This is a genomic window from Mycetocola spongiae (assembly GCF_020424085.1).
GTDB classification, from domain to species: domain Bacteria; phylum Actinomycetota; class Actinomycetes; order Actinomycetales; family Microbacteriaceae; genus Mycetocola; species Mycetocola spongiae.
Window position 1 is genome coordinate 2,581,060 of the sequence record NZ_CP080203.1, and the last position, 22,869, is coordinate 2,603,928.

A 22,869-nucleotide genomic window follows, 5' to 3' on the forward strand; every position below is an offset into this window, starting at 1 on the left:
GCGTGTGCCCCCACCTCCCGGTGCCTAGCCCGGGTAGCGGATCTCGGCGGCGTGCACGCGGGCGCAGGCCTCGGTCAGGATCGGCAGCAGGTTATCGCTGGCGGCGGTGAAGGATTCGCCGTCGATGGCCAGCGGCGCACCAAAGACCACCACGGGCGCGCCCAGTCCCGGGCAGCTCACCGCCTGGTCGATGCTGAGCCCACCCACGGCCTGCACCGGCACGGTGGTCGCGGCCACGATGGCCGGGAGATCGGTCAGCGGGGTCAGGCCCAGCTGCGGGTTGGCATTGCGGTGGTCATAGCCGATGTGGTGGATGACCATGCCCACCCCGAGTCGTTCGAGGCGCGCGCACTCGGCCACCCGGTCGCGTGCGCCCAGGTCATCGCCCATGACCAGCATGCCAAAGCGGTCGCCCGCCTCGATCACGCGCTCGATCGTGGCATCGTGGGCCTGGCCCATCACGATCACGGCGTCGGCGCCGGCATCGCCCATCATCTCGGCCTCCAGATAGCCGCCGTCCATGGTTTTTAGATCCACGATGATCGGGTGTGCGGGGAACTCGGCGCGCAGCGCACGAACCGCGTGTAGGCCCTCGGCGAGCACCAGCGGGGTGCCCACCTCGATCCAATCGGCGCCGGCCTCCACGGCGATCGCGGCGGTGCGCAAGGCCTCGGTGTTATTGGTCAGATCCAGGGAGATCTGCACCAGCGGGGTGCGCAGATTTTCCCGCGTGAGGCCGCGGATGGAGGTGGGGCTGAGTGTGGTCATTGGGGTCTCCCGTGCATGAAATAGGGGGTGATGGGGGCCTCGGGGCACGTCCGTGTGCGCCAAAATCCGCCCGGAATAAACTTCAAGTTATTCTTATCAGATAGATCATACTTATGCTATGTTCTTGTTCAACCGGTCCCCGATCGGCGCATACAGCAGAAATTGTTCAAGGAGGAACAACGTGTCTTTTGCACCCAGAAAATTGACTCTCGGCGTAGGGGTTATCGCCGCAGCCACCCTGGTCCTATCCGGTTGTAGCGGCGATGCCGGCAACGAGGGATCCAGCACCGTTAACGTCTCGCTGCCCAACCACACCTGGACCACCGCGATCCAGGAGCGCATCGGCGAATTCGAAAAGGAGAGCGGCATCACGGTGAAGGTAAATACCTTCGGCGAGGACCAGCTCTCGGATCAGTACAACGTGAAGCTCAACGCGGGTTCAAGCGATTTTGATGTGCTGATGTTCCGTCCGCTCCAGGAGGGCCGCCAATTTGTGCAGAATAAATGGCTTAAGGAGGCCCCCGAATCGCTGCTCACCGATAAGGACTGGAACTGGGACGACTTCCAGCAGGGCCCGCGCGATGCCGTGACGATCAACGATAAGGTCTACGGCGTTCCGCTCGTGACCGAGCGCGAGATCGTCTACTATCGCACCGACCTCCTGGAGGCGGCCGGCATCGAGGTGCCCACCACCACCGAGGAATTTGCCGCGGCCGTGGAGGCCCTGCACGATCCCGATAACGGAGTCTTCGGATTTGTCGCCCGCGGCGCGATGGCCGCGGCCGTGACCCAGTTCTCCAGCTATCTGTTTAGCTTCGGCGGAGACTTTAATACCGGCGATAAGGCCACCGTGGACACCCCCGAGGCCATCGAGGCCTATGAGTATTACTCGGGACTGCTGAATAAATATGGCCCTCCCGGAACCACCAATATGAGCTGGCCCGAGGCCCTCGCGATCTTCGCCCAGGGTAAGGCGGCGTTTTATACCGATGCCGATAGCCTCTATAACAACATGGATGATCCCTCGGTATCCTCGGTGATTGGCAAGGTCGGTTTTGCCGCCTTCCCCGCCGGTCCCGCCGGATCCAAGCCCTATAACATCCCCTCCTGGGCCGCGGGCGTCAACGAGTTCTCCAAGAACCAGGACAACGCGTGGAAGTTCATCCAGTGGGCCACAAGCGAGAAGCTGACCCTGGATATTCAGGCCAGCGGTGTTCCCTCGGCTCGCGATTCCGCCTGGGATAACCCCGCGGGCACCGCCGGATTCCCGGAGCAGCTGGTGGAGGTCATCCAGGTCAGCGCCAAGAACGGTGTGGGACACGACCGCCCGCTGGTCACCCAGGTGGGTAAGGCGCGCGATATCGTGGGCGCCCCCATCGTTGAGGGTATCGAGGGCCGCGATGTGGTGGGTCCCGCCAAGAAGGCGCAGACCAACTACCAGGAGTTCCTGGACAAGGAAAAATAACCTCCCCCTTTTTCCGATTCGCGCCCGGGCGGCGCGGCCAGCACTGGTCGCGCCGCCCGCGGCACCAGCGGTGAGAAACGAGACGCATCCCCATGACCCACACCACCCCCTCGGTCGGCCAGAGACTGGTCGGCTTCGCCAACCGGCATCGAGCACTGGTGCTCGCCGGCCCGGCCGTCGCGTTTATTATCGCGATGGTCGCCTTCCCCCTCGTCTATACGCTTTATCTGAGCATGACCGATGCCTCGGGCTCGGTGCGTGCCGACGTGAACTTTAACGGCTTTGATAATTTTGCCGAGCTGCTGGGCGATACCGATCGCTTCTGGCCCGCGGTCTGGCGCACGGTATTTTTCACCGGCGGTGCCGTGATCGTGGAACTCTCCCTCGGCATGGCCATCGCGCTGCTGCTGCGCCGCTCCTTCCGGGGCGAGCGCTGGGTGCGCGTGGCCGTGCTGCTGCCCCTCGTGGCCACCCCCGTGGCCGTGGGCATGATGTGGCTGCTGATTTTTGAGCCCACCATCGGTGCGGCCAATGAGCTGCTGCGCTTCCTCGGAATCCCGCCGCAGGGCTGGATCTCCTCGCGCACCCAGGCCCTGCCCACACTGATGTTTGTGGATATCTGGCAGTGGACCCCGATGGTGGTGATCATCCTGCTGGCCGGGCTGACCTCGCTGCCCGAGGAGCCCGATGAGGCGGCGCGCGTGGACGGCGCAAGCTCGCTCCAGCGCTTCTGGTATGTCACCCTGCCGCTGCTGGCCCCGACCATGGTCACCGCGGTCCTGCTGCGCAGCATCGACGCCCTCAAGACCTTCGATATTCTCTACGCCACCAAGGGTAAGGGAGGCGGGTCCTTCCACGAGGCCGAGACGCTGAACGTGCTGGCCTATAGCTACAGCTTTGACTATAACGATTACGGGCTTTCCTCGGCCGTGCTCGTGCTGTTCTTCCTGATGATCGTGGGCCTGTGTGGCCTGCTGATCTGGACCCGTCGAAAGAGGGCACTGTAATGACCACCACACTCCCTCGCGAGGCCGCGCCCGCGCCCAGCCCCGCGGCGGTGCGCCCGCGTCGCCGTCGCCGCCCCGCCAAGACCCGCGTGGCCTCCGCGCTGCGGGTCATCGCGATCATCGCCGTCCTGCTGTTTTTCCTGGTGCCCTTTGCCTGGATGGTGATGGCCTCGATGAAAACCAGCCTCGAGATCACCGACCCCTCGAAGCTGCTCAACTTCACCCCCACGATCGATAATTTTGTGCGGGTTTTTGATCAGCAGAACTTCCTGCCCTATATCTTTAACAGCTTCTGGGTGGGCTTTGCATCCACGGCGCTGTCGATCCTGCTCGGGGTTCCCGCCGCCTATGTGCTTGCGCGGTTCTCGATGAAGCGCTCCGCGGGCATGGTTCTGGTCGCGCGGATCATCCCGGGCGTGAGCCTGCTGGTGCCCTGGTACTACGTATTCTCCAACCTCGGATTGGTGGGCAGCTTCACGGTGCTCATCATCAGCCATATGTTTGTATCGCTGCCGCTGATCGTCTGGATCATGATGTCCTTCTTTGAGGGGCTGCCGCTGGAACTCGAGGAGGCCGCGGAGATCGACGGGCTCACCCCGATCGGCGCATTCCTGAGGATCACCCTCCCGCTGTCCACCCCGGGCATCGCCACCGCGGGTATCCTCGCGTTCATCTTCTCCTGGAATAACTTCCTCTTTGCGCTGACGCTGGCCAGCGATCAGACCCGCACGCTCCCGCTGGCCCTGTTTAACTTTGTGGGTTATGCGGCGATCGACTGGGGCGGGCTCATGGCGGCCTCCGTGGTGATTACGATCCCCGTGATCGTGGTGGCCCTGTTTACGCAAAAATACATCGTCTCCGGCCTGAGTGCCGGGGCAACCAAGGGATAGGGGCGCGGCCATGAAGATTGACCTGAACGGCAGGGTTGCCGTGATCACCGGGGTGGGTAAGGGGATCGGGCGCGAGATTGTGCACACCTTTGCCCGCGAGGGTGCCGTGGTAATCGCCGTGGATATTAACCGCGAGGACCTGGAGAGCCTGGGGGCGGAATTTGCCGAGGCGGGCTATCCGGGCGCCCAGATTCTCCTGGACGTGCGCGACCGCGATGCGGTCACCGCGGCGATGGAGGACGTGGCCGCGCGCTTCGGCGGCATCGATATCCTGATTAATAATGCCGGGGTCACCGGCGATGGCTGGCTTGATGAGATCAGCGAGCGGGCCTGGGACTTCTGTTTTGACGTCAACGTGAAGGGGACGTTCCTGATGTGCCAGGCCGTCGCGCCGCATATGAAGCGTCGCGGCGGGGGCCGCATCATTAACGCGGCGTCCTTTGCCGCAATCATGCCGAGTGCCGGAAGCGCGGCCTATGCCGCCGCGAAGGCCGCCGTGGTGCAGTTCACGCGCACGCTCGCCGGGGAGCTGGGGCCCTGGGGGATCACCGCCAATAGCTATGCGCCGGGCATGATCCCCACCACGCTGAATAATTTTGCACTGCTGCCCGAGGCCTCCCAGGAGCGCCTGCTGGACACGCTGAGCCTGCGCGAATGGGGGCGCAAGGAGGACGTGGCCAATCTGCTGTGTTTCCTCGCCTCGGACCAGGCCCGCTATATCAGCGGGGCGCTGCATGATGTGAGTGGCGGCAAATTTGCCACCCAGATTCCGCGCGCGGCATATGAGCGCGCGGGGAGGCTCGCGCCGGTCGCCTAGCCGCACCCCGAGCGGCCCCGGTTCCGCGCGGAACCGGGGCCGCTTTTTATCCGCCCGGCCGCCCGCGGAGCGGCCGACGAGCGTGCGATCCGGGTGCCCCGATTTTTGGAATGGGCCCGCGTGCCCGATCATGGAGGTATGGCGTTTCCGTTACGCCGCACGGCAAGAAAGGCCCCGGCCCGATGACTTCCAGCACACCGCAAAACATCGACGACCGATCCGGGCGTCCCAAGAAGCCCAAGCTGCGCGATATCGAGCTCAATCCGGCCGACCCCACGCTGGGCTCCGTGATGAAACGCCCGCGCTGGATCGGAATGCTTGTGCTGGCCCTCGCGGTGGCCGCCGCATTCGCCTGGCTTGGCCAGTGGCAGCTCGCCCGCGCCGTGGCGGCCGACCCCACGCTGGGTGCCCCCACCGAGATCGTGCGCACCCCCGCGGAGCTCGGCGACCTCATGGTTCCCGGCGCGCCCCTGCCCGATATTGCCGTGGCACAGAAGGTGCGCGTGAGTGGACATTTTGATCCGGGCAACGCCGTGGTGGTTGGCAATCGCCTGCACGGCGATGACCTCGGCTACTGGGTCACCGGACGTTTTATCACCGATGAGCCCGATCACCCCGTGATCGCCGTGGCCCGCGGCTGGGCCCCGGATCTGGCCACGGCCCGCGCGGCCGCGGAATCCCTGAACTCCTTCCCCGAGCCGCCCGGAGAATTGGAGGGTCGGCTGATCCCCAGCCAGGGCCCGTCCACGCCCGATATGAAGGCCGAGGACCCGTTCCTGCTCGTGGATATGTCGGTCGCGCAGCTCATTAACGTCTGGGAGACCGACGCGGACTCCCCGGTATATCTCGCCTATATGGTGAGCTTTGATACCCCCTCCATGCTCGAGCCGATCGACGCCCCGCGCCCCGAATCGGGCATCGAGATCAACTGGCTGAATATCTTCTACGCCATCGAGTGGGCAGTCTTTGCCGGGTTCGCGGTATTCCTCTGGTATCGCCTCGCGCGCGATGCCTGGGAGAAGGAAGTGGATACCAATGCCGCCTCGCGCGGGGAGCCCTCGCCCTTTGAATAGTGGAGCACGGTGTACCTCTTCTCCGCGGAGGGTAGACTAGGCCCATGCCCCTCGAGCCTCGCGAACGCGATATTCCCCGGATTCCCGGAGCACTCCGTTTTTATATGATCGCCTCGGTGATCACCGGTGTGCTTCTCCTTGCCCTATGTGCGGAAATGCTGATCAAGTATTACTGGGGCTATGAGCTGGAGATGGGCGGGGCCTTTGGGTTCCTGGCCTTTGTGCCCGAGGGCACCATCCTGGCCGTGAATATCTCGATGGCCATCCTGATCGTGCACGGCTGGTTCTATGTGGTGTATCTATTCTCCGGTTTCCGGGTCTGGAACATGATGCGCTGGGGCCTGCCCACGCTGCTGCTGATCGCCCTCGGTGGCATCATCCCGTTCCTGTCGTTTTTCCTGGAGGGCCGCATCGCCCGCCGGGTCAACACCTATCTTTCCGGCCGCGAAGACGCCGCCACCGCAGATCCCAACGCTCAAAATATAGAAGTGGAGTCCTCCCATTAGCGAGCAGACCCTGGAGAACCGACCGGTTCTTGTCGTAGATTTTGGTGCGCAGTATGCGCAGCTGATCGCCCGCCGAGTGCGCGAAGCCGGAGTGTTCTCCGAGATCGTCGCACACTCGATCACCGCCGCGGAGGTGGCCGCGAAGAACCCCCTCGGGCTGGTTCTCTCCGGTGGCCCGTCCAGCGTGTATGAGGAGGGTGCGCCCGGGTTTGACCCGGCCATCTTTGACCTCGGTATTCCGACCCTCGGAATTTGTTATGGCTTCCAGGTCATGGCCACGGCCCTCGGCGGCACGGTATCCAATACCGGGCAGCGCGAATACGGTTCCACGCAGACGGCCATCGTCGGCGACGGCGGCGTCCTGCTGGCCGATCAGCCGGCCGCCCAGACCACCTGGATGAGCCACGGCGATTCGGTATCGCAGGCCCCCGAGGGCTTCACGGTCCTCGCCTCCACCGCGTCCACCCCCGTGGCCGCCTTTGCCAACCCCGAGCGTGGCCTCTACGGGGTGCAGTGGCACCCCGAGGTTAAGCACTCGGCGCACGGCCAGCACGTGCTGGAAAACTTCCTGCACCGCGCCGCCGGCATCCCCGCCGATTGGAACTCGGGCAATGTCATTGCCGAGCAGGTGGAGAAGATCCGCGCCCAGGTGGGTACCGGCAAGGTGCTGTGTGGCCTGTCCGGCGGAGTGGACTCCGCCGTGGCCGCCGCGCTGGTGCATAAGGCCGTGGGCGATCAGCTGGTCTGTGTATTTGTGGACCACGGTCTGCTGCGCCAGGACGAGCGTCGCCAGGTGGAGGAGGACTACGTCACCGCCACCGGTGTGCGCCTGGTCACGATCGACGCCCGCGAGGAGTTTGAATCGGCACTGGCCGGGGTCACCGACCCCGAGACCAAGCGCAAGATCATCGGCCGCGAGTTCATCCGCTCCTTCGAAAAGGCCCAGGCCGACCTGATCGAGGAGGCCAAGGCCACCGATGGTGACCCCATCCGTTTCCTCGTCCAGGGCACCCTGTACCCGGATGTTGTGGAGTCCGGCGGGGGCTCCGGCACCGCCAATATTAAGAGTCACCACAACGTGGGTGGGCTGCCCGAGGACCTCAAATTTGAGCTCGTGGAGCCGCTGCGCGCGCTGTTTAAAGACGAGGTACGGGCCATCGGCCGCGAGCTCGGCCTGCCCGAGATCATCGTGGGCCGCCAGCCCTTCCCCGGCCCCGGCCTGGGAATCCGCATCGTCGGCGAGGTCACGCGCGAGCGCCTCGACCTGCTGCGCAAGGCCGATGCCATCGTGCGCGCCGAGCTGACCGCCGCGGGCCTGGACGACGAGATCTGGCAGTGCCCCGTTGTGCTGCTGGCCGATGTGCGCTCGGTGGGCGTGCAGGGCGATGGCCGCACCTATGGTCACCCGATCGTGCTGCGTCCCGTGAGCTCCGAGGATGCCATGACCGCCGACTGGACCCGCGTGCCCTATGAGGTGCTCGCGCTGATCTCCAACCGCATCACCAATGAGGTGGACGGCGTGAACCGCGTGGTTCTGGACGTCACGAGCAAGCCGCCGGGAACGATCGAGTGGGAGTAATCCCCCGCTAGAACACCAGAAAACGCCCCGTCATCGAATCCGATGACGGGGCGTTTTTCGCGGCCAGGGAGGGCTAGTCCTGATTGGAGAAGGCGGAGTCAAACGAGGATTCCGGGGTCTTCCACAGCAGCGAGCGCACAAATTCCACGGCCGCGGGGGCACCCACGAGGCGGTCCATGCCGGCGTCCTCCCACTCGATCGAGATCGGGCCCGCATAGCCGATAGAGCGCAGCGCGCGGAACGAGTCCTCCCAGGGCACATCGCCGTGGCCGGTGGATACAAAGTCCCAGGCGCGGCGCGGATTGCCCCAGGGCAGATGCGAGCCGAGCACACCCGAGCGGCCATTGGCCGGGCGCAGGCGGGTGTCCTTGCAGTCCACGTGATAGATGCGGTCCGCAAAATCGGAGATGAAGCCCACCGGGTCGATATTTTGCCACATCATATGCGAGGGATCCCAGTTAAAACCAAATGCGGGACGGTGATCAATCGCCTCCAGCGTGCGCACGCTGGTCCAATAGTCATAGGCGATTTCGCTCGGGTGCACCTCGTGGGCGAAGCGCACACCCTCGGCATCAAAGACGTCGAGGATCGGATTCCAGCGCCGCGCAAAATCGGCATAGCCGTCCTCGATCACCGATTCCGGAACCGGCGGAAACTGCGCCACATAGGGCCAGATCTTGGAGCCGGTGAATCCCACCACGGTATCGGCCCCCAGGGCGCGGGCCACCCGCGCCGCACGCTTCATATCCTCGGCGGCGCGCTCGCGCACACCCTCGGCCTCGCCATCGCCCCACGTATAGGGCCGCACGATGGCCCGGTGCCGGAAATCGATCGGGTCATCACAGACGGCCTGACCGGTGAGGTGATTGGAGATCGCGTGCACCGCGAGCCCGTGCCGCTTCAGGATCTCGATCCGGGAGTCCAGATAGCCGGGCTCCTCCTCGGCGCGCTTCAGGTCGAGGTGATCGCCGGAGGCGGCAATCTCCAGGCCGTCATAGCCCCAGGAGGCGGCCAGGCGGGCCACCTCCTCGAGGGGCAGATCGGCCCACTGCCCGGTGAACAGGGTGACGGGGTGGGTTGCGCTCATCGCTTCTCCTCGATCAGGGTCTCGGCGGTGGATACCCAGCTGCCGGATTCGGCGGATTCAAATACGGCCTCGGTCAGCTGCGCGGCGCGCAGGCCATCGGCAAATACGGGCAATCCCTCGGGGACCTGCCCCGCAATGGCCCGATAGGCATCGGCGATAAACGCGTTAAAGGCGTCCTGATAGCCCTGCGCGTGTCCGGCGGGGACCGTGCACAGCCTTGCCGCATCGGGGCTCAGCGTCGCCGGATCGCGCAGCAGCACACTATTGCCGTCCTGGCGGCCGATCCACAGCTCCTCGGGGCGCTCCTGGTTAAACATCAGGCTCTGATTCTCGCCCGCGATCTCCAGCTCCAGCCGGTTTTTCCGGCCCGGGGCCGCCTGCGATACCAGCAGGGTGCCGAGGGCCCCGGCGGCGGTCTCCACGGTGATCGCAATTGCGTCCTCCGTGCTGATCGCCTTATTCCGGGCGCGCTCCGCGAAGAACGTGCGCTTGGTGGCCGAGACGCGGGAGACCCGGTCGCCCGTGACAAACTCCACGAGGTCTACCAGGTGTGACCCGATATCGGCAAAGGCCCGCGAGCGTCCGCCGTGCTCGGGGTCCACCCGCCAGTCGTCATCGGTGCTGGAGACCAGCCAGTCCTGCAGATAGGAGCCGTGGATGCTCAGCAGCCGGCCCACCTCGCCCGAGGCCACGCGCGCCCGCGCCTCGCGCACCATCGGATGGAAACGATAAACAAACGGCACGGCGGCAACCACACCGGCGGCCGCGGCGGCCTCGGTCAGGCTCAGCGCCTCCGCGGCGGTGATGCCCAGCGGCTTCTCGCAGATCACGTGTTTACCCGCGGCGATGACCGCATGCGCCTGCGCAAAGTGCAGCGCATTGGGGGTGCACACGTGCACCACGTCCACCTCGGGATCGGCGAGCAGCTCCTCAAGCGAGTCATAGGAGCGGTCGAGGCCATATTCCGCGGCGGCGCGGCGCGAGCTCTCGGGCGAGGAGGAGACCCCGCCGATCAGCTCGGCGCGCGCGGCCCGGGCGGCCCGGGAGTGCACGCTGGCCATGAAGCCGCCGCCGATAAACGCCGCCCGCACGGGACGCACCCGCCCCGGGGCATCGGCGGTCAGGGTCTGGGAGTCGAGCCCAAGGGTCATACCAGGTCCTCCGCAATGAGGAAGGTGCGGCTCGTCTCAAGCGCGGTGAAGAGATCCTCGCGGGAGTCGTCCAGCTCGACCACGCGCAGCGCATGCGGCGCGGCGTTAATGATCGCTCGGATCGGCATGATGCCGCGGCCCAGCGCCACCTGGTCGATGGTCTCGGGGGTGCCGGGGCCGTCCTTAATGTGCAGGGCCACCAGGCGATCGGACAGGCTGGTGGTGACCGCCACGGGGTCCTTTCCGGCCACGGCCACCCAGTAGGTATCCAATTCGATCAGGATTTCGGGGGCGAGCTGATCGATCAGGCTATCCAGCAGTGTGCCGCCGTTGGCGGCATCGGCGAGTTCATGGGCGTGGTTGTGATAGCCCACCTCGATGCCGTATTCGGCGGCCACCACGGCGGCCTCGTTCAGGTCGCGGGCCACCGCGGAGATCTCCGCGGCATTGGTCCAGCGCTCGGGCGGGGCGAAGGGGTCGATCACGGTGGAGATGCCGAGGCGCTGGGCCGCGGAGAAGATCTCGTGCAGGTCCTGTCCCAGCAGCTTCACGTGCGCGGTGGGGGCGGATAGCCCGGTCTCCCCGAGCGCGCGCAACAGGGCCTCCTCGTGCACGTTGAACCGGTAGGGCTCCACGTGGGTATAGCCGATCTCGGCGAGGCGGGTCAGGGCGCCAAGCGCATCGGATTCAAAGGCGGTGCGCACGGTATAGAGCTGAACCGACAGCAGGGGGTGGGTCATGAGGTGGCTACTTTCTGGGGATCGGGTTCCGTGGTATCCGCGGCGAGGGGGTATTCCACAAACGCAAAATAGCGTCCGTCGGGGGACCAGCTATTCACGTTGATGGTGCCCTGTCCGCCCAGGAGGGTGCGCAGGACGCGGGGGTGGGCATCGGGGGTTTCCAGCAGCCGCAGCTCCACCTCGCGGTTGGCCGGATGGCCGGTGGTGCCCGGCAGATAGCTCAGGTAGACGATCTGCTCGGTCACCGGATTGGCATGCGGGAACCAGTTCACGCGCTCATCCGTGGTGAGCTGGCGCACGTCGCCGCCGTTAAGCGCGAGGCTGAAGAGCTGCGAGTGGCCGGGCAGCGTGGAATTGCGCTCGGAGTTGACCAGGAGGCGTGTGCCGTCGCGGGTATATTCGGCGCCGTCGTGATGGGCGCGGGTCACGGTCACGCGGGTATCCGGCCCGCCCGCCGCGGGCACGGTATAAACATCAAATGTGCCCTCGGTGCGGTTATGGCCGATATAGGCCAGCGTGGAGCCATCGGGGGAGACGCCGTGCAGATAATACGCAAACGGTTCCGGGTGTTCATTGGAGACGCGGCGGGCCTGCCCGCCGTCCAGGGGCGCGGCATAAAGATGGCCATCGCGGGCCGAGATATACGCGGTTGACCCGTCCGGAGAGAGCACATGATCGTTATTGGCATCGGTCACGGTGCCGGCCTCCACGGGCTCACCGAGGCCGGTGGCCCCGGGGGCGATGCGATAGAGGCGGCCGTCCGCGTTCACCACCAGCTCATTGCTCCGGGGATGCCAATTGGGGGCCTCGACGATGACGTCCGCGTTTTCGAGTACCACGCTGACCCGATCGGTATGGGTATCAAAGATGCAGACCCGGGAGACCTGGCCGGGAAGAAGTGTGCGCCACGGTGATTCACTCATATTCTGTGTTCCTTTCGGCTCTTAGTCGTTGCTAAAGAAGGCGGCGTCCTCGGGGAGGAGATAGCGCTTGGCGGCCTCCACGTTAAAGGTCACGCCCAGACCGGGGCGGTCGCCCACGGTGATAAAGCCGTTTTGTACCGGGGTGCGTGAGGAGCCCTCGAGGATGTCGTACCACCAGTCGTGCTCGGCCACCGGATATTCAAAGGCGATGAAATTATCCGGCAGGGTTGCCGAGACCTGGGTGAGCGCGGCGAGGCCGATCAGCCCGTCCAACACCCCGTGCGGGGCGATCTGTACGCCGTGCAGATCCGCGTATTCGGCGATCCACTTGAGCTCGGCAAGCCCACCCACATCGAGGGGATCGGGGCCGATCACGCGCACGGCCTGCTTCTCGATCAGGTCCTGGAAATTATTCCGCAGATAGATCTGCTCGCCGGTATGCGTGGGCACGGTGGTGCCGCGCGTGATCTCCCGATACTGCTCGGCCCCGACCCACGGCACATAATCGCCCGTGAGCAGGTCCTCGGCCCAGAGGATATTAAACGGTTCCAGCTCGCGCAGGATGCGGATCGCATCCGAGACTGTCCAGCCCGGGCCCATGTCCAGGGCCAGGGCGATATCCGGCCCCAGCACGTCACACATCGCGGCGACGGTCTCCACGGTATGCCGGATTCCGCGCGCGGTGAGCGGGCCGCGGTTGGGGTGGCGCGGACCCACCACCATCTCGTTATAGGCGTAGCCCTCCACATTGGGAGCCATGAAGCCGTGATAGCCCACACCCTCCTTGATGATCGTGAAGCCCTCGGGGGCGTCCTTCATCTCCTGCATCGAGCGCGCATAATCCTCGGGCTCGTGGCCGGCAAGCACCGGTCGGATGCCGCCGTTATAGACCCGCACCCGATCGCGCACCTTGCCGCCGAGCAGCTTATAAACGGGCAATCCCGCGGCCTTACCGGCGATATCCCAGAGCGCAATCTCCACGGCCGAGACGGCGCTGCCCCAGGGCTTAAACGCGCCGAGGCGGCGGATCTGGCGCATACACGCCTCCACATTGGTCGGGTCGAGCCCGATCAGCATCGGGGCGAGCATCTCCAGCGCGGGACGCATAAACGGCTTGGAGGACTCGATCTGGCCCAGCCCATCCACCCCCTCATCGGTGACGATGCGGACGATCGGGCTATTGCCCAGGACGGCAATTTTCACCGCGGTGATTTTCACAGCTGTACTGCTTTCTAAATTCTGGGGATATTAATCGCGGACGGCGACGATGAGTTCAATCTCCACGGGCTGGTTCATCGGCAGCGAGGAGGTGCCGATGGCCGAGCGCGCGTGGATACCGTTCTGACCAAAAACCTCGGTCATCAGATCGGAGAACCCGTGCATCACGGCGGGCTGCTCGTAGAAGCCCTCCGCGCTATTCACAAAGCCGAGGGCCTTCACGATGAAGTCCACACGGTCGAGGCTGCCGAGGTGATCCTGGAGGCTGCGCAGCAGCTGGATTCCGGTGGCGCGCGCGGCGGCATAACCCTCCTCTAGGCTCACCTCCCCGCCCACCTGGCCACGATAGAGCAGGTTGTCCTCGTTATCCTCGGGTCCGTGGCCCGAGACAAAAATCAGGTTTCCCACCTGGCGGCACGCGGCCACGCCACCCTTACCGCGCGGGATCTTGGTGGGCATTTCGATGCCCAGAGCGGCGATGGTCTGCTGGGGGGTGCTCATGATCGGTTCTCCTTCGGGGTGGGTGCTGCATCGGGGGTCTGGGCAAATTTGGAGGCCCAGGGGGAGTCAAAAAACTCGCGGCGGTCATCCTCGGGGGCGAGGAGCTCCCGGCCCGCGCGCAGCGTGAGCCTGTGCAAAATCCGCGTGTTCAGGGTGAGCCGGTGGCCGAGGGAATCGGCCTTCACGGTGGCGGCGTCCTCCAGCTCAAAGATGGCGATATCCGCGGTGGTGCCGGCCGCGAGCGAGCCGATATCGGTGCGGCCGAGCGCGGCGGCGGGGGTCGCGGTCATCCGCTCGATGACCTCGGCGAAGCTCAGGCCCATCGCCAGGAACATCTCGGCCACGGTGAGCAGGCTCACCATGGTGGGGGCCTTCTCGGAGTGCATATCGGAGCTGATCGTGAAATCACGCAGGCCCTCGTTAAGCGCGGTGAGCGTGATCTCATGCGAGATGCTGGCATTGCCGTGGCCCACATCGAGGATCACGCCGCGCGCCACGGCCTCGTGCAGCTCGGGGCGCACGGCCCCGCGGGCGTCCACGATGCGCCCACCCGCATGCGGGTGGAAGCAGTGGGTGAGGATATCCCCGCGGCCGAGGAAGGGCAGGACCTCGCCCAGCACGGGCGGGGCCATTCCCACGTGGATCATCAGGGGCACGCCCAGCTCATCCGCGGCATCGCGGGCCTGCGGCAGGATCAGGCGGGCGTTATCGCCGATGGCATTTGCGCTCGCGCGCACCTTAATGCCGCGGATCGCGCCCGGGTGTTCCTCGGCGGTGCGCAGCACTGCGCGCAGATCGCCGAAGGAGGCGTCCCAGAGTTCGCCCACCTCGCGGGTCATCATGCCCGCGGTACCCAGGCCAATATAGGAGAAGTTGAGGAACGGCACGATCTCCGCGGCGCTGTGATCGGAGATATGCCGCAGCAGGCCCTCGAAGCCGCCCGCGCCGGCCGAACCGGCGTCCACCCACGTGGTCACGCCGCTGATCGCGGCCATTTTATCCGGGTTGATGCCGAGGCGTATTCCGCCCCAGTAGGTATGCGTATGCAGGTCGATCAGGCCGGGTACCACGTGGCCCCCGCGGGCGTCGATCACGCGCTCGGCGGCAAAATCGGCCGCGGAGCCCGCGCCGCTGAAGAGGATCTTTTCGCCCCGGATGGCCACGATGCCCGGGGCCCAGCCCGCGCCGGAGGCCAGCAGGCCGCCCGTGATGAGCAGATCGCAGGGGGTGGGGTTAGGCATGATTCTCCCGGAGTGAGGTGAGCGCGGAGATCAGCGCCTCGGTCACGAGGTGCAGCTCTCCGTCGAGCAGCGAATAGGGGTTGATGAGTGCGGTGCGGGCATCGGCCTCATTGGCGTCGATGCGGATCGAGACGGGCAGCGCGGCGAGGTGCGCGGCCAGTTCGGAGGCGGTCGCGGCACAGGCGGAGGCGGGCCAGGACAGGAAGAGCCGCGGGCAGGCCTGCCCCTGGCGGCCCGCGGGGTCGATCCGGGTGTCCAGCCAGGGCAGCACGCGCAGCCGGGCGGCGGTATCCTCGAGCCGGCCGGTCCACGCGGCATACTGGGCCTCCCAGTCCAGTTCCAGCGCGCGGTCCACCGCGGCCACGAGGCCCAGGATATTTTCCTTGCTGGTTTTCATGCCGCGGCCCGTACCGTGATTGGGATAGGAGTTGAGCGCGCAGGCCGCCACCCACTCGCTTTCGCCGAGGATCAGGCCGCTGGCCTGGGGGCCCTTGAGCCCCTTGCCGCCGCTGAAAAATACCAGCGAGGCGCCCTCCTCGCGATAGCGCCACAGGTTTTCCACCGGGGGGAACTGCGCGGCGGCATCCACGATCAGCGGGATGCCGTGCTCGCGGGCGAGTGCCGCGAGATCGGACAGCGGCGGGGAATAGCGTTCAAACTGGGTACCCGCAAACCACATGATGGCGATGGTATTTTCGCCGATGGCCGCGGTCAGCTCGTGCCGGGGCAGGCTATCGGAATAGCCCACCTGGCGGATGCGCGCGCCGGCCAGCTCGATCCCGGCGTCATAGGGATTGCGCTGACTGCACAGCACAATCACCTCGGCGCCGCGCTCGCGCAGGACGTGCGCGGGGGTCGCGTGCCGGGCGGCGAGCCCGCCACCGGCCGCGGCCACGGTCACGGCCACCGCGGCGGCCGCCCCGTTGACCACGAGGGCCGCCGGATTGCGGGTCGCCGCGGCGAGGTGCTCGCCCGAGCGGGCGAGGAGTTCGCGGATATCCACCTGATGACGCGATCCCGCGAGCATCGCCGCGGCCACCTCATCGGGAAGCCGGGCACCCCCGAGGTCGGTATAGGTATCGGCGGCGTTAATAACGCGGCGCACGCCGAGTGCCGCATAAACGGATTCCGCGGTGACCATGGTTAGCCCTTGACCGCTCCCGCGGCCATGCCGCGCACAAAGAACCGCTGCACAAACAGGAACACGATGGTGATCGGTACGGAGATCACGGAGGCTCCGGCCATCGTTGCGCCCCAGTCCACGGTGAACTCATTGGCAAAATCGGTCAGCGCGATCGGCGCGGTTTTTGACGCGATCGAGGTGGTCATGACCGAGGCGAAGAGGAACTCGTTCCAGGACTGCAGGAACGCGAAGATTCCCACCGAGGCGATACCGGGCGCGGCCACGGGCAGCACCACGCGGATCACGGCCATGAACCGTGTGGAGCCGTCGATCATCGCGGCCTCCTCGAGCTCAATCGGCACGGAGTTAAACGTGGAGCTGAGCATCCAGGTGACCACGGGCAGCACAAAAACGAGCATCGCGATGGACAGGCCGGGGATGGTGTCCAGCAGGCCGAGGCCGGCGATCAGCTTATAGATCGGCAGCAGCAGCACGGTCGCGGGCAGCAGCTGACCCAGCAGCAGGGTGATCGCGAGCGGGCGGGCCCCGCGGAAGCGGAACCGCGAGAGCGCATATCCGGTGGAGCAGCCGAGGATAAGCGTCACGATGGTCGTGAGCACACCCACCGAGACGCTGTTGAGCAGCGCGCGCGGCATCTCGGAGCCGGCCAGCACGGTCACATAATTGGCGATCGTCGGATTGCTTGCGAGGAATTTCGGCGGGATCGCGAAGATCTCGGCGGCGGGCTTAAACGACGTGGCGAGCATGACCGCGAGCGGCAGGATCGCGGTGAAGGTCAGGACGGCGAGGAACGCATAGGACAGCGTGGTCCCGATGAAGCTCTGCGGTCCGCGGGCCTTTTTTCTCCCGGGCAGGCGGCGTGGGCGGGCGGTGATTTCGGCGGCGGTGACGGTCATGCTAATCGTCCTTCTGGGTCTGACGAACATAGAACCAGGCCAGCGTCATGCTAATCAGCAGCTGGAACAGGGCGATCACGGAGATGCTGGCCGTGCTGCCGTTCTGGAACGCTTGATAAAGTTCGATGGGAAGAATGGTGGAGGCTCCCGCCGGACCACCCTTGGTGATCACCCAGACGGGGATAAACGAGTTCAGCGCCCAGACGGTCACGATCAAAATCAGGATGAAGGTCACGTCGCGCAGCGCGGGGAGCACGATATAGCGCAGGGTGTGGAACCAGTTGGCGCCGTCGAGCTGGGCGGCCTCATAGATCTCATCCGGCACGGCCTGCAGGCCCGAGGTCACCATCAGCATGACAAACGGGAACGTACACCACACCTGGACCATGGCCAGGGCGGGCAGCACCAGATACGGGTCGGTGAGCCAGCTGATGGGCTCATTAATGATTCCGGCGCCCTGCAGGAAGCCGTTCAGGGTTCCGAAATCGCGGCTGAAGATCCACTTCCAGGCGGTGGCGGCGGCCACGGTCGGGGTGATCCACGGGATCAGCAGGAGCGAGCGCCAGATTCCGGTGAACTTCACGCGGCGGTTATTCAGGGCGAGTGCCGCGAGATAACCCACCACGATGGCACCCACGAGGCTGATCAGGACCCAGATGCCGGTATTGGCCATCATCTGGCCGAAGCGCGGGCTCTTAATAATGGTCTGGAAGGCGCCAAATCCCTCGGGGGAGAAGGCGCCGATGATGACGGTGAAGACCGAGACTCCGGCCAGCGCGATCAGAACGAGGATGGACGGCAGCGAGAGCAGCCAGCCCTTAATCGTGATCCGGCGGTAGGCGGTGGCTGCCCGGTCCTGGGCGTGTGTGCGGGTTGTTGACGATTGCGGCGCCTCCCGTGTCAGGGTGTCCATCGTCACCTCCAAGGTGGTTTCGGGAATGTGTGGGGAGAGTTTTTGGGGGATGCGCCGGGCAGCCGTTCCCGGGAACGGGGAGGGGCGGGCTGCCCGGCGCGGTCAGAGGTGACGCGGGGTGGTGCTAATTGGCCTTGAGGACGTTTGCCGCCTGGTCGATGATGGCCTGGTTGGCATCCTTGGCGCTCTGCTGGCCGAGGGCCACGGCCTGGACCGAGCTATAGATGGTCTGCGTCATCTGGGCATAGCCGGAATACGGGGGAACTGCCTTGCCGTGCTCGTTCTGCTGCTCCAGGAACGGGGCGAGCAGCGGGTCGGAGAACTTCTCGTTTTCCGCGGCGCTCAGGCGGGCCGGGAAGGTCAGGGTCATCTCGGCCTGGTGGTCCGGGGTGGACATAAACTGCACAAACTTCTTTGCCAGCTCCTGGTTCTTCGCGGCCTTGGGCACGATATAGGCCCAGCCGTTGGTGCCCACGGTGCCGGGGCCGTCCGGGCCCGGCCACATCGCGGTTCCGGCGTTGATGCCGCCCTTTTCGATCGGGGCGAGGGCATAGGCGCCATCGGAGTAGAACGCGATCTGCTTATTAATAAACAGCTGCTGCACGGCGGTGTTATCGGACTCGAACGAGGCCTGGCTGACGATGCCGTCCTTAAACCCATCGGCGAAGCTGGCCAGGGCCGCCTCGGATGCGGCCGCGTTGAGTTCTACCGAGCCATCGGACTTCTCGGTGAAGGTTCCACCGTTGCTGTAATACGCGGTGAGCCAGCGGGTCTGGGTATTGGAGTCGCTACCAAAGGGCCAGGCGAAGCCGGGGATGCCGAGCTTATCCTTGACGATCTTGGCATCGGCCTGGAGTTCCGCCCACGTGGTGGGGGCCTCGGTGATGCCTGCCTCGGCAAACATGTCCTTGTTATAGATCAGGCTCGAGGCGTCCCAGCGCCACGGCACGGCGTAGACCTTATCCTTATTGGAGACGGCGGCGATGGCCTCGCTATTGAAGTCATCCACGGGCATCGAGGAGTCATACCAGTCGGTGACATCGGTGAGCTGGTCCTTGGACGCATAGAGCGAGACGCGCGAGACGAGCTCGGTCATCACATCGGGGGTGGAGCCCGAGTCCAGGGTGGTCTTGATCTTATTGGCCATCGTGTCGTTGGTGGTGGTCACGATATTCACCTTGGTGCCGGGGTTTTCCTTCTCAAACGCGGCGACGAGCTCCTTGCCCTTGGCCTCGTCCCAGTTCGGGGACCACCAGGTGATGCTGGAGCTATCGCCGGGGGAGTCGGTGGCGGAGCAGCCGGTCGCGACGAGCGCGAGTGCGGCGGCCGCGGCCACGAGGCCGGAGATTTTGATGCGTTTATTCATGCCCATGGGGGATTTTCTCTCTCTGTGTAATGCCGGGCCGCGGGGTATTGAGGGGCCGGGGCCGGCCTGATCGTAGGCGACATCGCCTCGAAAGGAACTACAGGTCTTGGTAGTGCTGGATGCCGGGGTGGGGCATCCGGGGTGCGGGGCTACTCAAGGTGGGGAGCCGTTGACGCCGGGTGGGCCTCAACACGGATGGGATAAGCGGTGGGGAAATGATGTCCCCGGGGCCGGGCTCCGGCCGGGGTGTGATGTGCAAAGTGCTGAGGGGGGATCTCCGGGATTCGTCGTTGAATGGATTGGCTCGGTCATTTGCAATAACCTTCGAGCAACTTATGTCAAATAATAACGTAAGTTGTTCGTGCTTTGAACATATACCTGTTTTTGTGGAATCGCAATACGGGGGTGGCCCTAGTCGGTTCCAAAGGACGTGGGCGGGGTGCCCAGTGCCGCCACGGCATCCCAGAATCCCTCGGGGATCCGGGCCTCCACCAGCGCCTCAAACTCCGGAACCCGCGAGGCCCGGGCGGTGCCGATCACGGTGCTGGAAATCAGCGGGTTACGCAGTGAGAAGTGCAGCGCGGCTGCACGCAGGTCCACCTGCCACGCGGCACAGACCGCGTCCAGGCGCTCGAGCCAGGCGAGCGTCTCCGCGGAGGCCGGCTCATAGGCATAGCTTGCGCCCTCGCGTGCGCCCGAGGCGAGCAGTCCACCGCCGAAGGGGGCGGCATTAAATACGCCGATCCCGCGCTCATGCGCGCGCTCGATAAACGGCTCGGCGCTGCGGTTGAGCAGGGTATAGCGGTTATGGGTCAGCACCACATCAAAGACCCCGGTGTTCAGATAGCGTTCAAGGAGCGAGAGCGACCCGGCGGCGATGCCCAGGTGGCCCACGAGGCCCTCCTCGCGCAGGCGGATCAGGCTGGAGACGGCACCGCCCGGGGCCATTGCCTCCTCAAATGTGATCGAATACGGATCGTGCAGCTGATAGATCGGGAAATACTCCACCCCGAGCCGCTGCACCGATTCCTCAAAGGAGCGCAGCGCGCGCTCGCCGGTGAATACGCCGGTATCGCGGTCGCGATCCGATTTGGTGATCAGGAGGCTGCCCTCGGCAAGGCCGCCGTTGGCGCGCACGGCGTGGCCGAGGGCGATCTCGCTGCGCCCGTGGCCATAGCTATTGGAGGTATCCGTGATCGTAAACGGGCTGTTCAAAATGGCGCGGCCCGCGGCGATGGCCTCCTCCGAAACGGGTTCGCCGCGCTCGCGGTCCGATCCCACAAAGGCGGTGCCGAGGGAGACCTCGGTGATTTCCAGGCCGGTGTTTCCGAGCGTGTTTTTCTTCATGCTGTGCTCCATTGCGTTGGGGTATTTAGGCGCCGAGGGGGCGGAAATTCGTGGTGAGCCAGGAGCGGTAGTCCTCCTCGACCGGGGCGGGCCAGACGGGGATATCCACGGCCGCGCTGGTATAGATTCCCGCCGCGATGCGGGACTGGCTGAAGCGATCGCGGTTGCCAATCTCCTCGGCGGCCGCCACCACCTCCGCGGCGAGGTGCGCGGGGATAAACGTGACCCCGGTCTCCGTGCCGAGCACAATATCCCCGGGGAGTACGCTCACCCCGCCGATGCTCACGGGGCCGTTCACCGAGGCGAGCACCACGTCGCGGATCGGTGTGGGATCGGCGGCGCGATAGAAAAAATTGGCGTTATCGAGGCCGCGGAGGCCGCGCAGGTCACGCACGCCGCCATCGATCACCGCGCCCGCGCCGGTGCGGCTGGCGATGGCGGTTCCGAGGTTATCTCCGATCACGGTTCCCTCGGAGACCTTGCCAAAAATATCGGCCACCATCACGTCGCCCGGGGTGAGGATATCCACGACCCAGGCATTGGGCTGGGTGCCCGCGGGATAGCCGAGGCGTTCCCCCGCGCGCTCGGTGGCCTCGCGCAGATCGGGGCGGTGTGGCAGATAGTGCGAGGTGACCGCGCGACCGACCAGGGTGGAGCCCGGACGGGTGGCCTGCCAGCCGCCGCAGAACTGATACGGATAGCCCGCGGCGTCGAGCACATGCCAGGCGTGTTCGGTGCTCACAAACGCGAGTTTTTGCAGGATGTCATCGGCCACGCGGGGGCGGCCATCCGCGCCGCGCTCCCCCGTCCAGGAGGAGGTGAGTTCGATGATGTGGGGGGCAGAGTTCTCTATCGTCATTGTTATCGCAATCTCTGGTTCGCCGAATATCAGCCAGGGGGATTTATGTGTAAACTCGGCGTAAGTTACACATTATTCGACATAACACTGGCAATATTCAACCGCATCGAGATAATAAACTGTGGCAACCAACCAAACCTTCGACAACCTGACCGGGACATTCTCCGCGAGCCAGCTCCTGCAATTACTGCGGGATGGCGCACCGCGCACCCGCTCCGAGCTGGCACAGCGCACCGGTCTCTCCCGCTCGACAATCGCGCAGCGCATCGATGAGCTGATGGGGCTGGGCCTGATCGTCTCGACCGAGGATGCCATTTCCACGGGCGGGCGCCCCTCGGCCCGGTTTGAGCTCAACGCCACCGGGCGCATCATCATCGCGATCGACATGGGGGCCACCCACTGCTCGGTGGGCCTGACCGATGTGCTGGGCACCGTGATTGATACCACCACGAGCCGGATGGATATCGCCCGTGGCCCGCGCGCGCTGATCGAGGAGTGCCTCGCCACCGCGACCGAGCTGCTGAAAAAAAATAGGCGCGCGCGCGATACCGTGGTGGCCGTGGGGATCGGCCTGCCCGGCCCGGTGGAGTTTGCCACCGGCCGCCCGGATAACCCGCCGATCATGCCCGGCTGGCATGATTTTGATGTGCCCGCGTGTGTGCGGGAGACCTTTGACGTCCCCACCCTCGTGGATAACGACGTAAATATCGCGGCGCTGGGTGAGCGCACCGTGCGCTGGCCCGAGGTGAGTGAGCTGATCTATGTGAAGGTCGCCACCGGAATCGGTGCGGGGATCATCTCGGGTTCCGATCTGCAGCGTGGCTCCCGCGGCATCGCCGGGGATATCGGCCATGTGCGGGTTTCCAAGGGTGCCGAGATTCAGTGCACCTGCGGCAATTTTGGCTGCCTCGAGGCCACCGCCGGGGGCCCGGCCATCGCCCGCAATCTGCGTGCGGTGGGCATCGCCGCCGAGAGTAACGGCGATATTGTGGACCTCGCGCTTAATGGCAACCTCACGGTGACCGGGGCCGTGCGCGAGGCCGGGCGCACGATTGGTGAGGTGCTCACCACATGCGTGAGCATCATTAACCCCTCCGTGATTGTGATCGGCGGGTCAATCTCCACCGCGGGTGATCACCTCCTCGCCGGTATCCGCGAGGTGGTGTACTCCAATTCAATCCCGCTGGCCACCGAGAATCTGACGATTGTGCAGTCCCGCGTGGGGGCCCATGCGGGCATCATCGGGGCCGGCGTGATGGCCGGAAACCACGTGCTCTCCGCCTCCTATATCAACGAGCAGATCCGCACGCTGCGCGCGGTCTGAGTGGGCCCCGCGGCTTCCCCCTCCCGCGCCGGAGAGGGGAAGGTGCGGGGTTTT

Annotated in this window: 22 protein-coding genes; 8 read left to right on the top strand and 14 right to left on the bottom strand. The window is 65.3% G+C overall.

Annotation, left to right across the window (positions count from 1 at the left end):
* Positions 1–24 precede the first annotated feature (24 nt).
* Positions 25–768: an orotidine 5'-phosphate decarboxylase / HUMPS family protein gene (locus KXZ72_RS11870; RefSeq protein ID WP_226081140.1), complete on the bottom strand. Its 744-nt coding sequence runs from the start codon at positions 766–768 to the stop codon at positions 25–27.
* 202 nt (positions 769–970) lie between these two features.
* On the opposite strand from KXZ72_RS11870, the gene KXZ72_RS11875 reads away from it, so the two are divergent.
* The 7 genes from KXZ72_RS11875 to guaA all read left to right on the top strand — a co-directional run bounded on the left by KXZ72_RS11875 (position 971) and on the right by guaA (position 8,105).
* Complete coding sequence (locus KXZ72_RS11875) at positions 971–2,233, top strand: ABC transporter substrate-binding protein (RefSeq protein WP_226081141.1); 1,263 nt, start codon at positions 971–973, stop codon at positions 2,231–2,233.
* Positions 2,234–2,325: 92 nt separating this feature from the next.
* Positions 2,326–3,240, top strand: a complete 915-nt coding sequence (locus KXZ72_RS11880; RefSeq protein ID WP_226081142.1) for a carbohydrate ABC transporter permease — start codon at positions 2,326–2,328, stop codon at positions 3,238–3,240.
* Positions 3,240–4,130, top strand: a complete 891-nt coding sequence (locus tag KXZ72_RS11885; protein ID WP_226081143.1) for a carbohydrate ABC transporter permease — start codon at positions 3,240–3,242, stop codon at positions 4,128–4,130. The genes KXZ72_RS11880 and KXZ72_RS11885 overlap by 1 nt, the downstream gene beginning before the upstream one ends.
* A 10-nt stretch (positions 4,131–4,140) precedes the next feature.
* On the top strand, positions 4,141–4,947 hold the full coding sequence (locus KXZ72_RS11890; protein WP_226081144.1) for an SDR family NAD(P)-dependent oxidoreductase: 807 nt from the start codon (positions 4,141–4,143) through the stop codon (positions 4,945–4,947).
* 182 nt (positions 4,948–5,129) lie between these two features.
* Positions 5,130–6,020, top strand: coding sequence for an SURF1 family cytochrome oxidase biogenesis protein (locus KXZ72_RS11895; RefSeq protein ID WP_226081145.1), 891 nt, complete (start codon positions 5,130–5,132; stop codon positions 6,018–6,020).
* A gap of 44 nt (positions 6,021–6,064) precedes the next feature.
* The gene (locus KXZ72_RS11900) at positions 6,065–6,526 is read left to right on the top strand and encodes a DUF3817 domain-containing protein (RefSeq protein WP_226081146.1); all 462 of its coding nucleotides are present in this window, start codon (positions 6,065–6,067) and stop codon (positions 6,524–6,526) included.
* Positions 6,522–8,105 (top strand): glutamine-hydrolyzing GMP synthase, encoded by a 1,584-nt coding sequence (gene guaA / locus KXZ72_RS11905; RefSeq protein WP_226083522.1) that lies wholly within the window; start codon positions 6,522–6,524, stop codon positions 8,103–8,105. The genes KXZ72_RS11900 and guaA overlap by 5 nt, the downstream gene beginning before the upstream one ends.
* Positions 8,106–8,178: 73 nt before the next feature.
* Here guaA and KXZ72_RS11910 read toward each other — a convergent pair whose 3' ends face one another.
* From KXZ72_RS11910 to KXZ72_RS11970, 13 genes are all read right to left on the bottom strand, one after another.
* On the bottom strand, positions 8,179–9,192 hold the full coding sequence (locus tag KXZ72_RS11910; RefSeq protein ID WP_226081147.1) for a sugar phosphate isomerase/epimerase family protein: 1,014 nt from the start codon (positions 9,190–9,192) through the stop codon (positions 8,179–8,181).
* Positions 9,189–10,343: a Gfo/Idh/MocA family protein gene (locus tag KXZ72_RS11915; RefSeq protein WP_226081148.1), complete on the bottom strand. Its 1,155-nt coding sequence runs from the start codon at positions 10,341–10,343 to the stop codon at positions 9,189–9,191. The genes KXZ72_RS11910 and KXZ72_RS11915 overlap by 4 nt, the downstream gene beginning before the upstream one ends.
* Positions 10,340–11,083 (bottom strand): sugar phosphate isomerase/epimerase family protein, encoded by a 744-nt coding sequence (locus KXZ72_RS11920; RefSeq protein WP_226081149.1) that lies wholly within the window; start codon positions 11,081–11,083, stop codon positions 10,340–10,342. The genes KXZ72_RS11915 and KXZ72_RS11920 overlap by 4 nt, the downstream gene beginning before the upstream one ends.
* Positions 11,080–12,006 carry a TolB-like translocation protein gene (locus KXZ72_RS11925; protein WP_226081150.1) on the bottom strand — a complete coding sequence of 309 codons (927 nt, stop codon included), beginning with the start codon at positions 12,004–12,006 and terminating at the stop codon, positions 11,080–11,082. The genes KXZ72_RS11920 and KXZ72_RS11925 overlap by 4 nt, the downstream gene beginning before the upstream one ends.
* Before the next feature lie 21 nt (positions 12,007–12,027).
* Complete coding sequence (locus KXZ72_RS11930; protein ID WP_226081151.1) at positions 12,028–13,224, bottom strand: mandelate racemase/muconate lactonizing enzyme family protein; 1,197 nt, start codon at positions 13,222–13,224, stop codon at positions 12,028–12,030.
* A gap of 30 nt (positions 13,225–13,254) precedes the next feature.
* Complete coding sequence (locus KXZ72_RS11935) at positions 13,255–13,725, bottom strand: RidA family protein (protein ID WP_226081152.1); 471 nt, start codon at positions 13,723–13,725, stop codon at positions 13,255–13,257.
* Entirely contained in the window at positions 13,722–14,966 is a 1,245-nt protein-coding gene (locus KXZ72_RS11940) for an amidohydrolase family protein (protein WP_226081153.1), read from the bottom strand. Before KXZ72_RS11940 ends, KXZ72_RS11935 begins: the two co-directional genes overlap by 4 nt.
* Complete coding sequence (locus KXZ72_RS11945; protein ID WP_226081154.1) at positions 14,959–16,107, bottom strand: hypothetical protein; 1,149 nt, start codon at positions 16,105–16,107, stop codon at positions 14,959–14,961. The genes KXZ72_RS11940 and KXZ72_RS11945 overlap by 8 nt, the downstream gene beginning before the upstream one ends.
* Before the next feature lie 2 nt (positions 16,108–16,109).
* Entirely contained in the window at positions 16,110–17,006 is an 897-nt protein-coding gene (locus KXZ72_RS11950) for a carbohydrate ABC transporter permease (RefSeq protein WP_226081155.1), read from the bottom strand.
* Between the two features lies 1 nt (position 17,007).
* Positions 17,008–17,919 carry a carbohydrate ABC transporter permease gene (locus KXZ72_RS11955; protein ID WP_226081156.1) on the bottom strand — a complete coding sequence of 304 codons (912 nt, stop codon included), beginning with the start codon at positions 17,917–17,919 and terminating at the stop codon, positions 17,008–17,010.
* A gap of 124 nt (positions 17,920–18,043) precedes the next feature.
* Entirely contained in the window at positions 18,044–19,285 is a 1,242-nt protein-coding gene (locus tag KXZ72_RS11960) for an ABC transporter substrate-binding protein (RefSeq protein ID WP_226081157.1), read from the bottom strand.
* Between the two features lie 411 nt (positions 19,286–19,696).
* A complete protein-coding gene (locus KXZ72_RS11965; RefSeq protein WP_226081158.1) occupies positions 19,697–20,632 on the bottom strand; it encodes an aldo/keto reductase in 936 nt (311 codons plus the stop codon).
* Positions 20,633–20,657: 25 nt separating this feature from the next.
* Positions 20,658–21,491: an RraA family protein gene (locus KXZ72_RS11970; protein WP_226081159.1), complete on the bottom strand. Its 834-nt coding sequence runs from the start codon at positions 21,489–21,491 to the stop codon at positions 20,658–20,660.
* A gap of 121 nt (positions 21,492–21,612) precedes the next feature.
* Between KXZ72_RS11970 and KXZ72_RS11975 the strand changes: the two genes are divergently transcribed.
* A complete protein-coding gene (locus tag KXZ72_RS11975; RefSeq protein ID WP_226081160.1) occupies positions 21,613–22,815 on the top strand; it encodes an ROK family transcriptional regulator in 1,203 nt (400 codons plus the stop codon).
* Positions 22,816–22,869 lie beyond the last annotated feature (54 nt).

What these genes read in the sequence shown, in the direction of transcription:
- KXZ72_RS11870 (WP_226081140.1), bottom strand. Translation starts at nt 768, where the DNA reads ATGACCACACTCAGCCCCACCTCCATCCGCGGCCTCACGCGGGAAAAT.
- KXZ72_RS11915 (WP_226081148.1), bottom strand. Translation starts at nt 10,343, where the DNA reads ATGACCCTTGGGCTCGACTCCCAGACCCTGACCGCCGATGCCCCGGGG.
- KXZ72_RS11965 (WP_226081158.1), bottom strand. Translation starts at nt 20,632, where the DNA reads ATGAAGAAAAACACGCTCGGAAACACCGGCCTGGAAATCACCGAGGTC.
- KXZ72_RS11935 (WP_226081152.1), bottom strand. Translation starts at nt 13,725, where the DNA reads ATGAGCACCCCCCAGCAGACCATCGCCGCTCTGGGCATCGAAATGCCC.
- KXZ72_RS11955 (WP_226081156.1), bottom strand. Translation starts at nt 17,919, where the DNA reads ATGGACACCCTGACACGGGAGGCGCCGCAATCGTCAACAACCCGCACA.
- KXZ72_RS11970 (WP_226081159.1), bottom strand. Translation starts at nt 21,491, where the DNA reads ATGACGATAGAGAACTCTGCCCCCCACATCATCGAACTCACCTCCTCC.
- KXZ72_RS11895 (WP_226081145.1), top strand. Translation starts at nt 5,130, where the DNA reads ATGACTTCCAGCACACCGCAAAACATCGACGACCGATCCGGGCGTCCC.
- KXZ72_RS11890 (WP_226081144.1), top strand. Translation starts at nt 4,141, where the DNA reads ATGAAGATTGACCTGAACGGCAGGGTTGCCGTGATCACCGGGGTGGGT.
- KXZ72_RS11880 (WP_226081142.1), top strand. Translation starts at nt 2,326, where the DNA reads ATGACCCACACCACCCCCTCGGTCGGCCAGAGACTGGTCGGCTTCGCC.
- KXZ72_RS11900 (WP_226081146.1), top strand. Translation starts at nt 6,065, where the DNA reads ATGCCCCTCGAGCCTCGCGAACGCGATATTCCCCGGATTCCCGGAGCA.
- KXZ72_RS11950 (WP_226081155.1), bottom strand. Translation starts at nt 17,006, where the DNA reads ATGACCGTCACCGCCGCCGAAATCACCGCCCGCCCACGCCGCCTGCCC.
- KXZ72_RS11910 (WP_226081147.1), bottom strand. Translation starts at nt 9,192, where the DNA reads ATGAGCGCAACCCACCCCGTCACCCTGTTCACCGGGCAGTGGGCCGAT.
- KXZ72_RS11885 (WP_226081143.1), top strand. Translation starts at nt 3,240, where the DNA reads ATGACCACCACACTCCCTCGCGAGGCCGCGCCCGCGCCCAGCCCCGCG.
- KXZ72_RS11940 (WP_226081153.1), bottom strand. Translation starts at nt 14,966, where the DNA reads ATGCCTAACCCCACCCCCTGCGATCTGCTCATCACGGGCGGCCTGCTG.
- KXZ72_RS11925 (WP_226081150.1), bottom strand. Translation starts at nt 12,006, where the DNA reads ATGAGTGAATCACCGTGGCGCACACTTCTTCCCGGCCAGGTCTCCCGG.
- KXZ72_RS11945 (WP_226081154.1), bottom strand. Translation starts at nt 16,107, where the DNA reads ATGGTCACCGCGGAATCCGTTTATGCGGCACTCGGCGTGCGCCGCGTT.
- KXZ72_RS11920 (WP_226081149.1), bottom strand. Translation starts at nt 11,083, where the DNA reads ATGACCCACCCCCTGCTGTCGGTTCAGCTCTATACCGTGCGCACCGCC.
- KXZ72_RS11960 (WP_226081157.1), bottom strand. Translation starts at nt 19,285, where the DNA reads ATGAATAAACGCATCAAAATCTCCGGCCTCGTGGCCGCGGCCGCCGCA.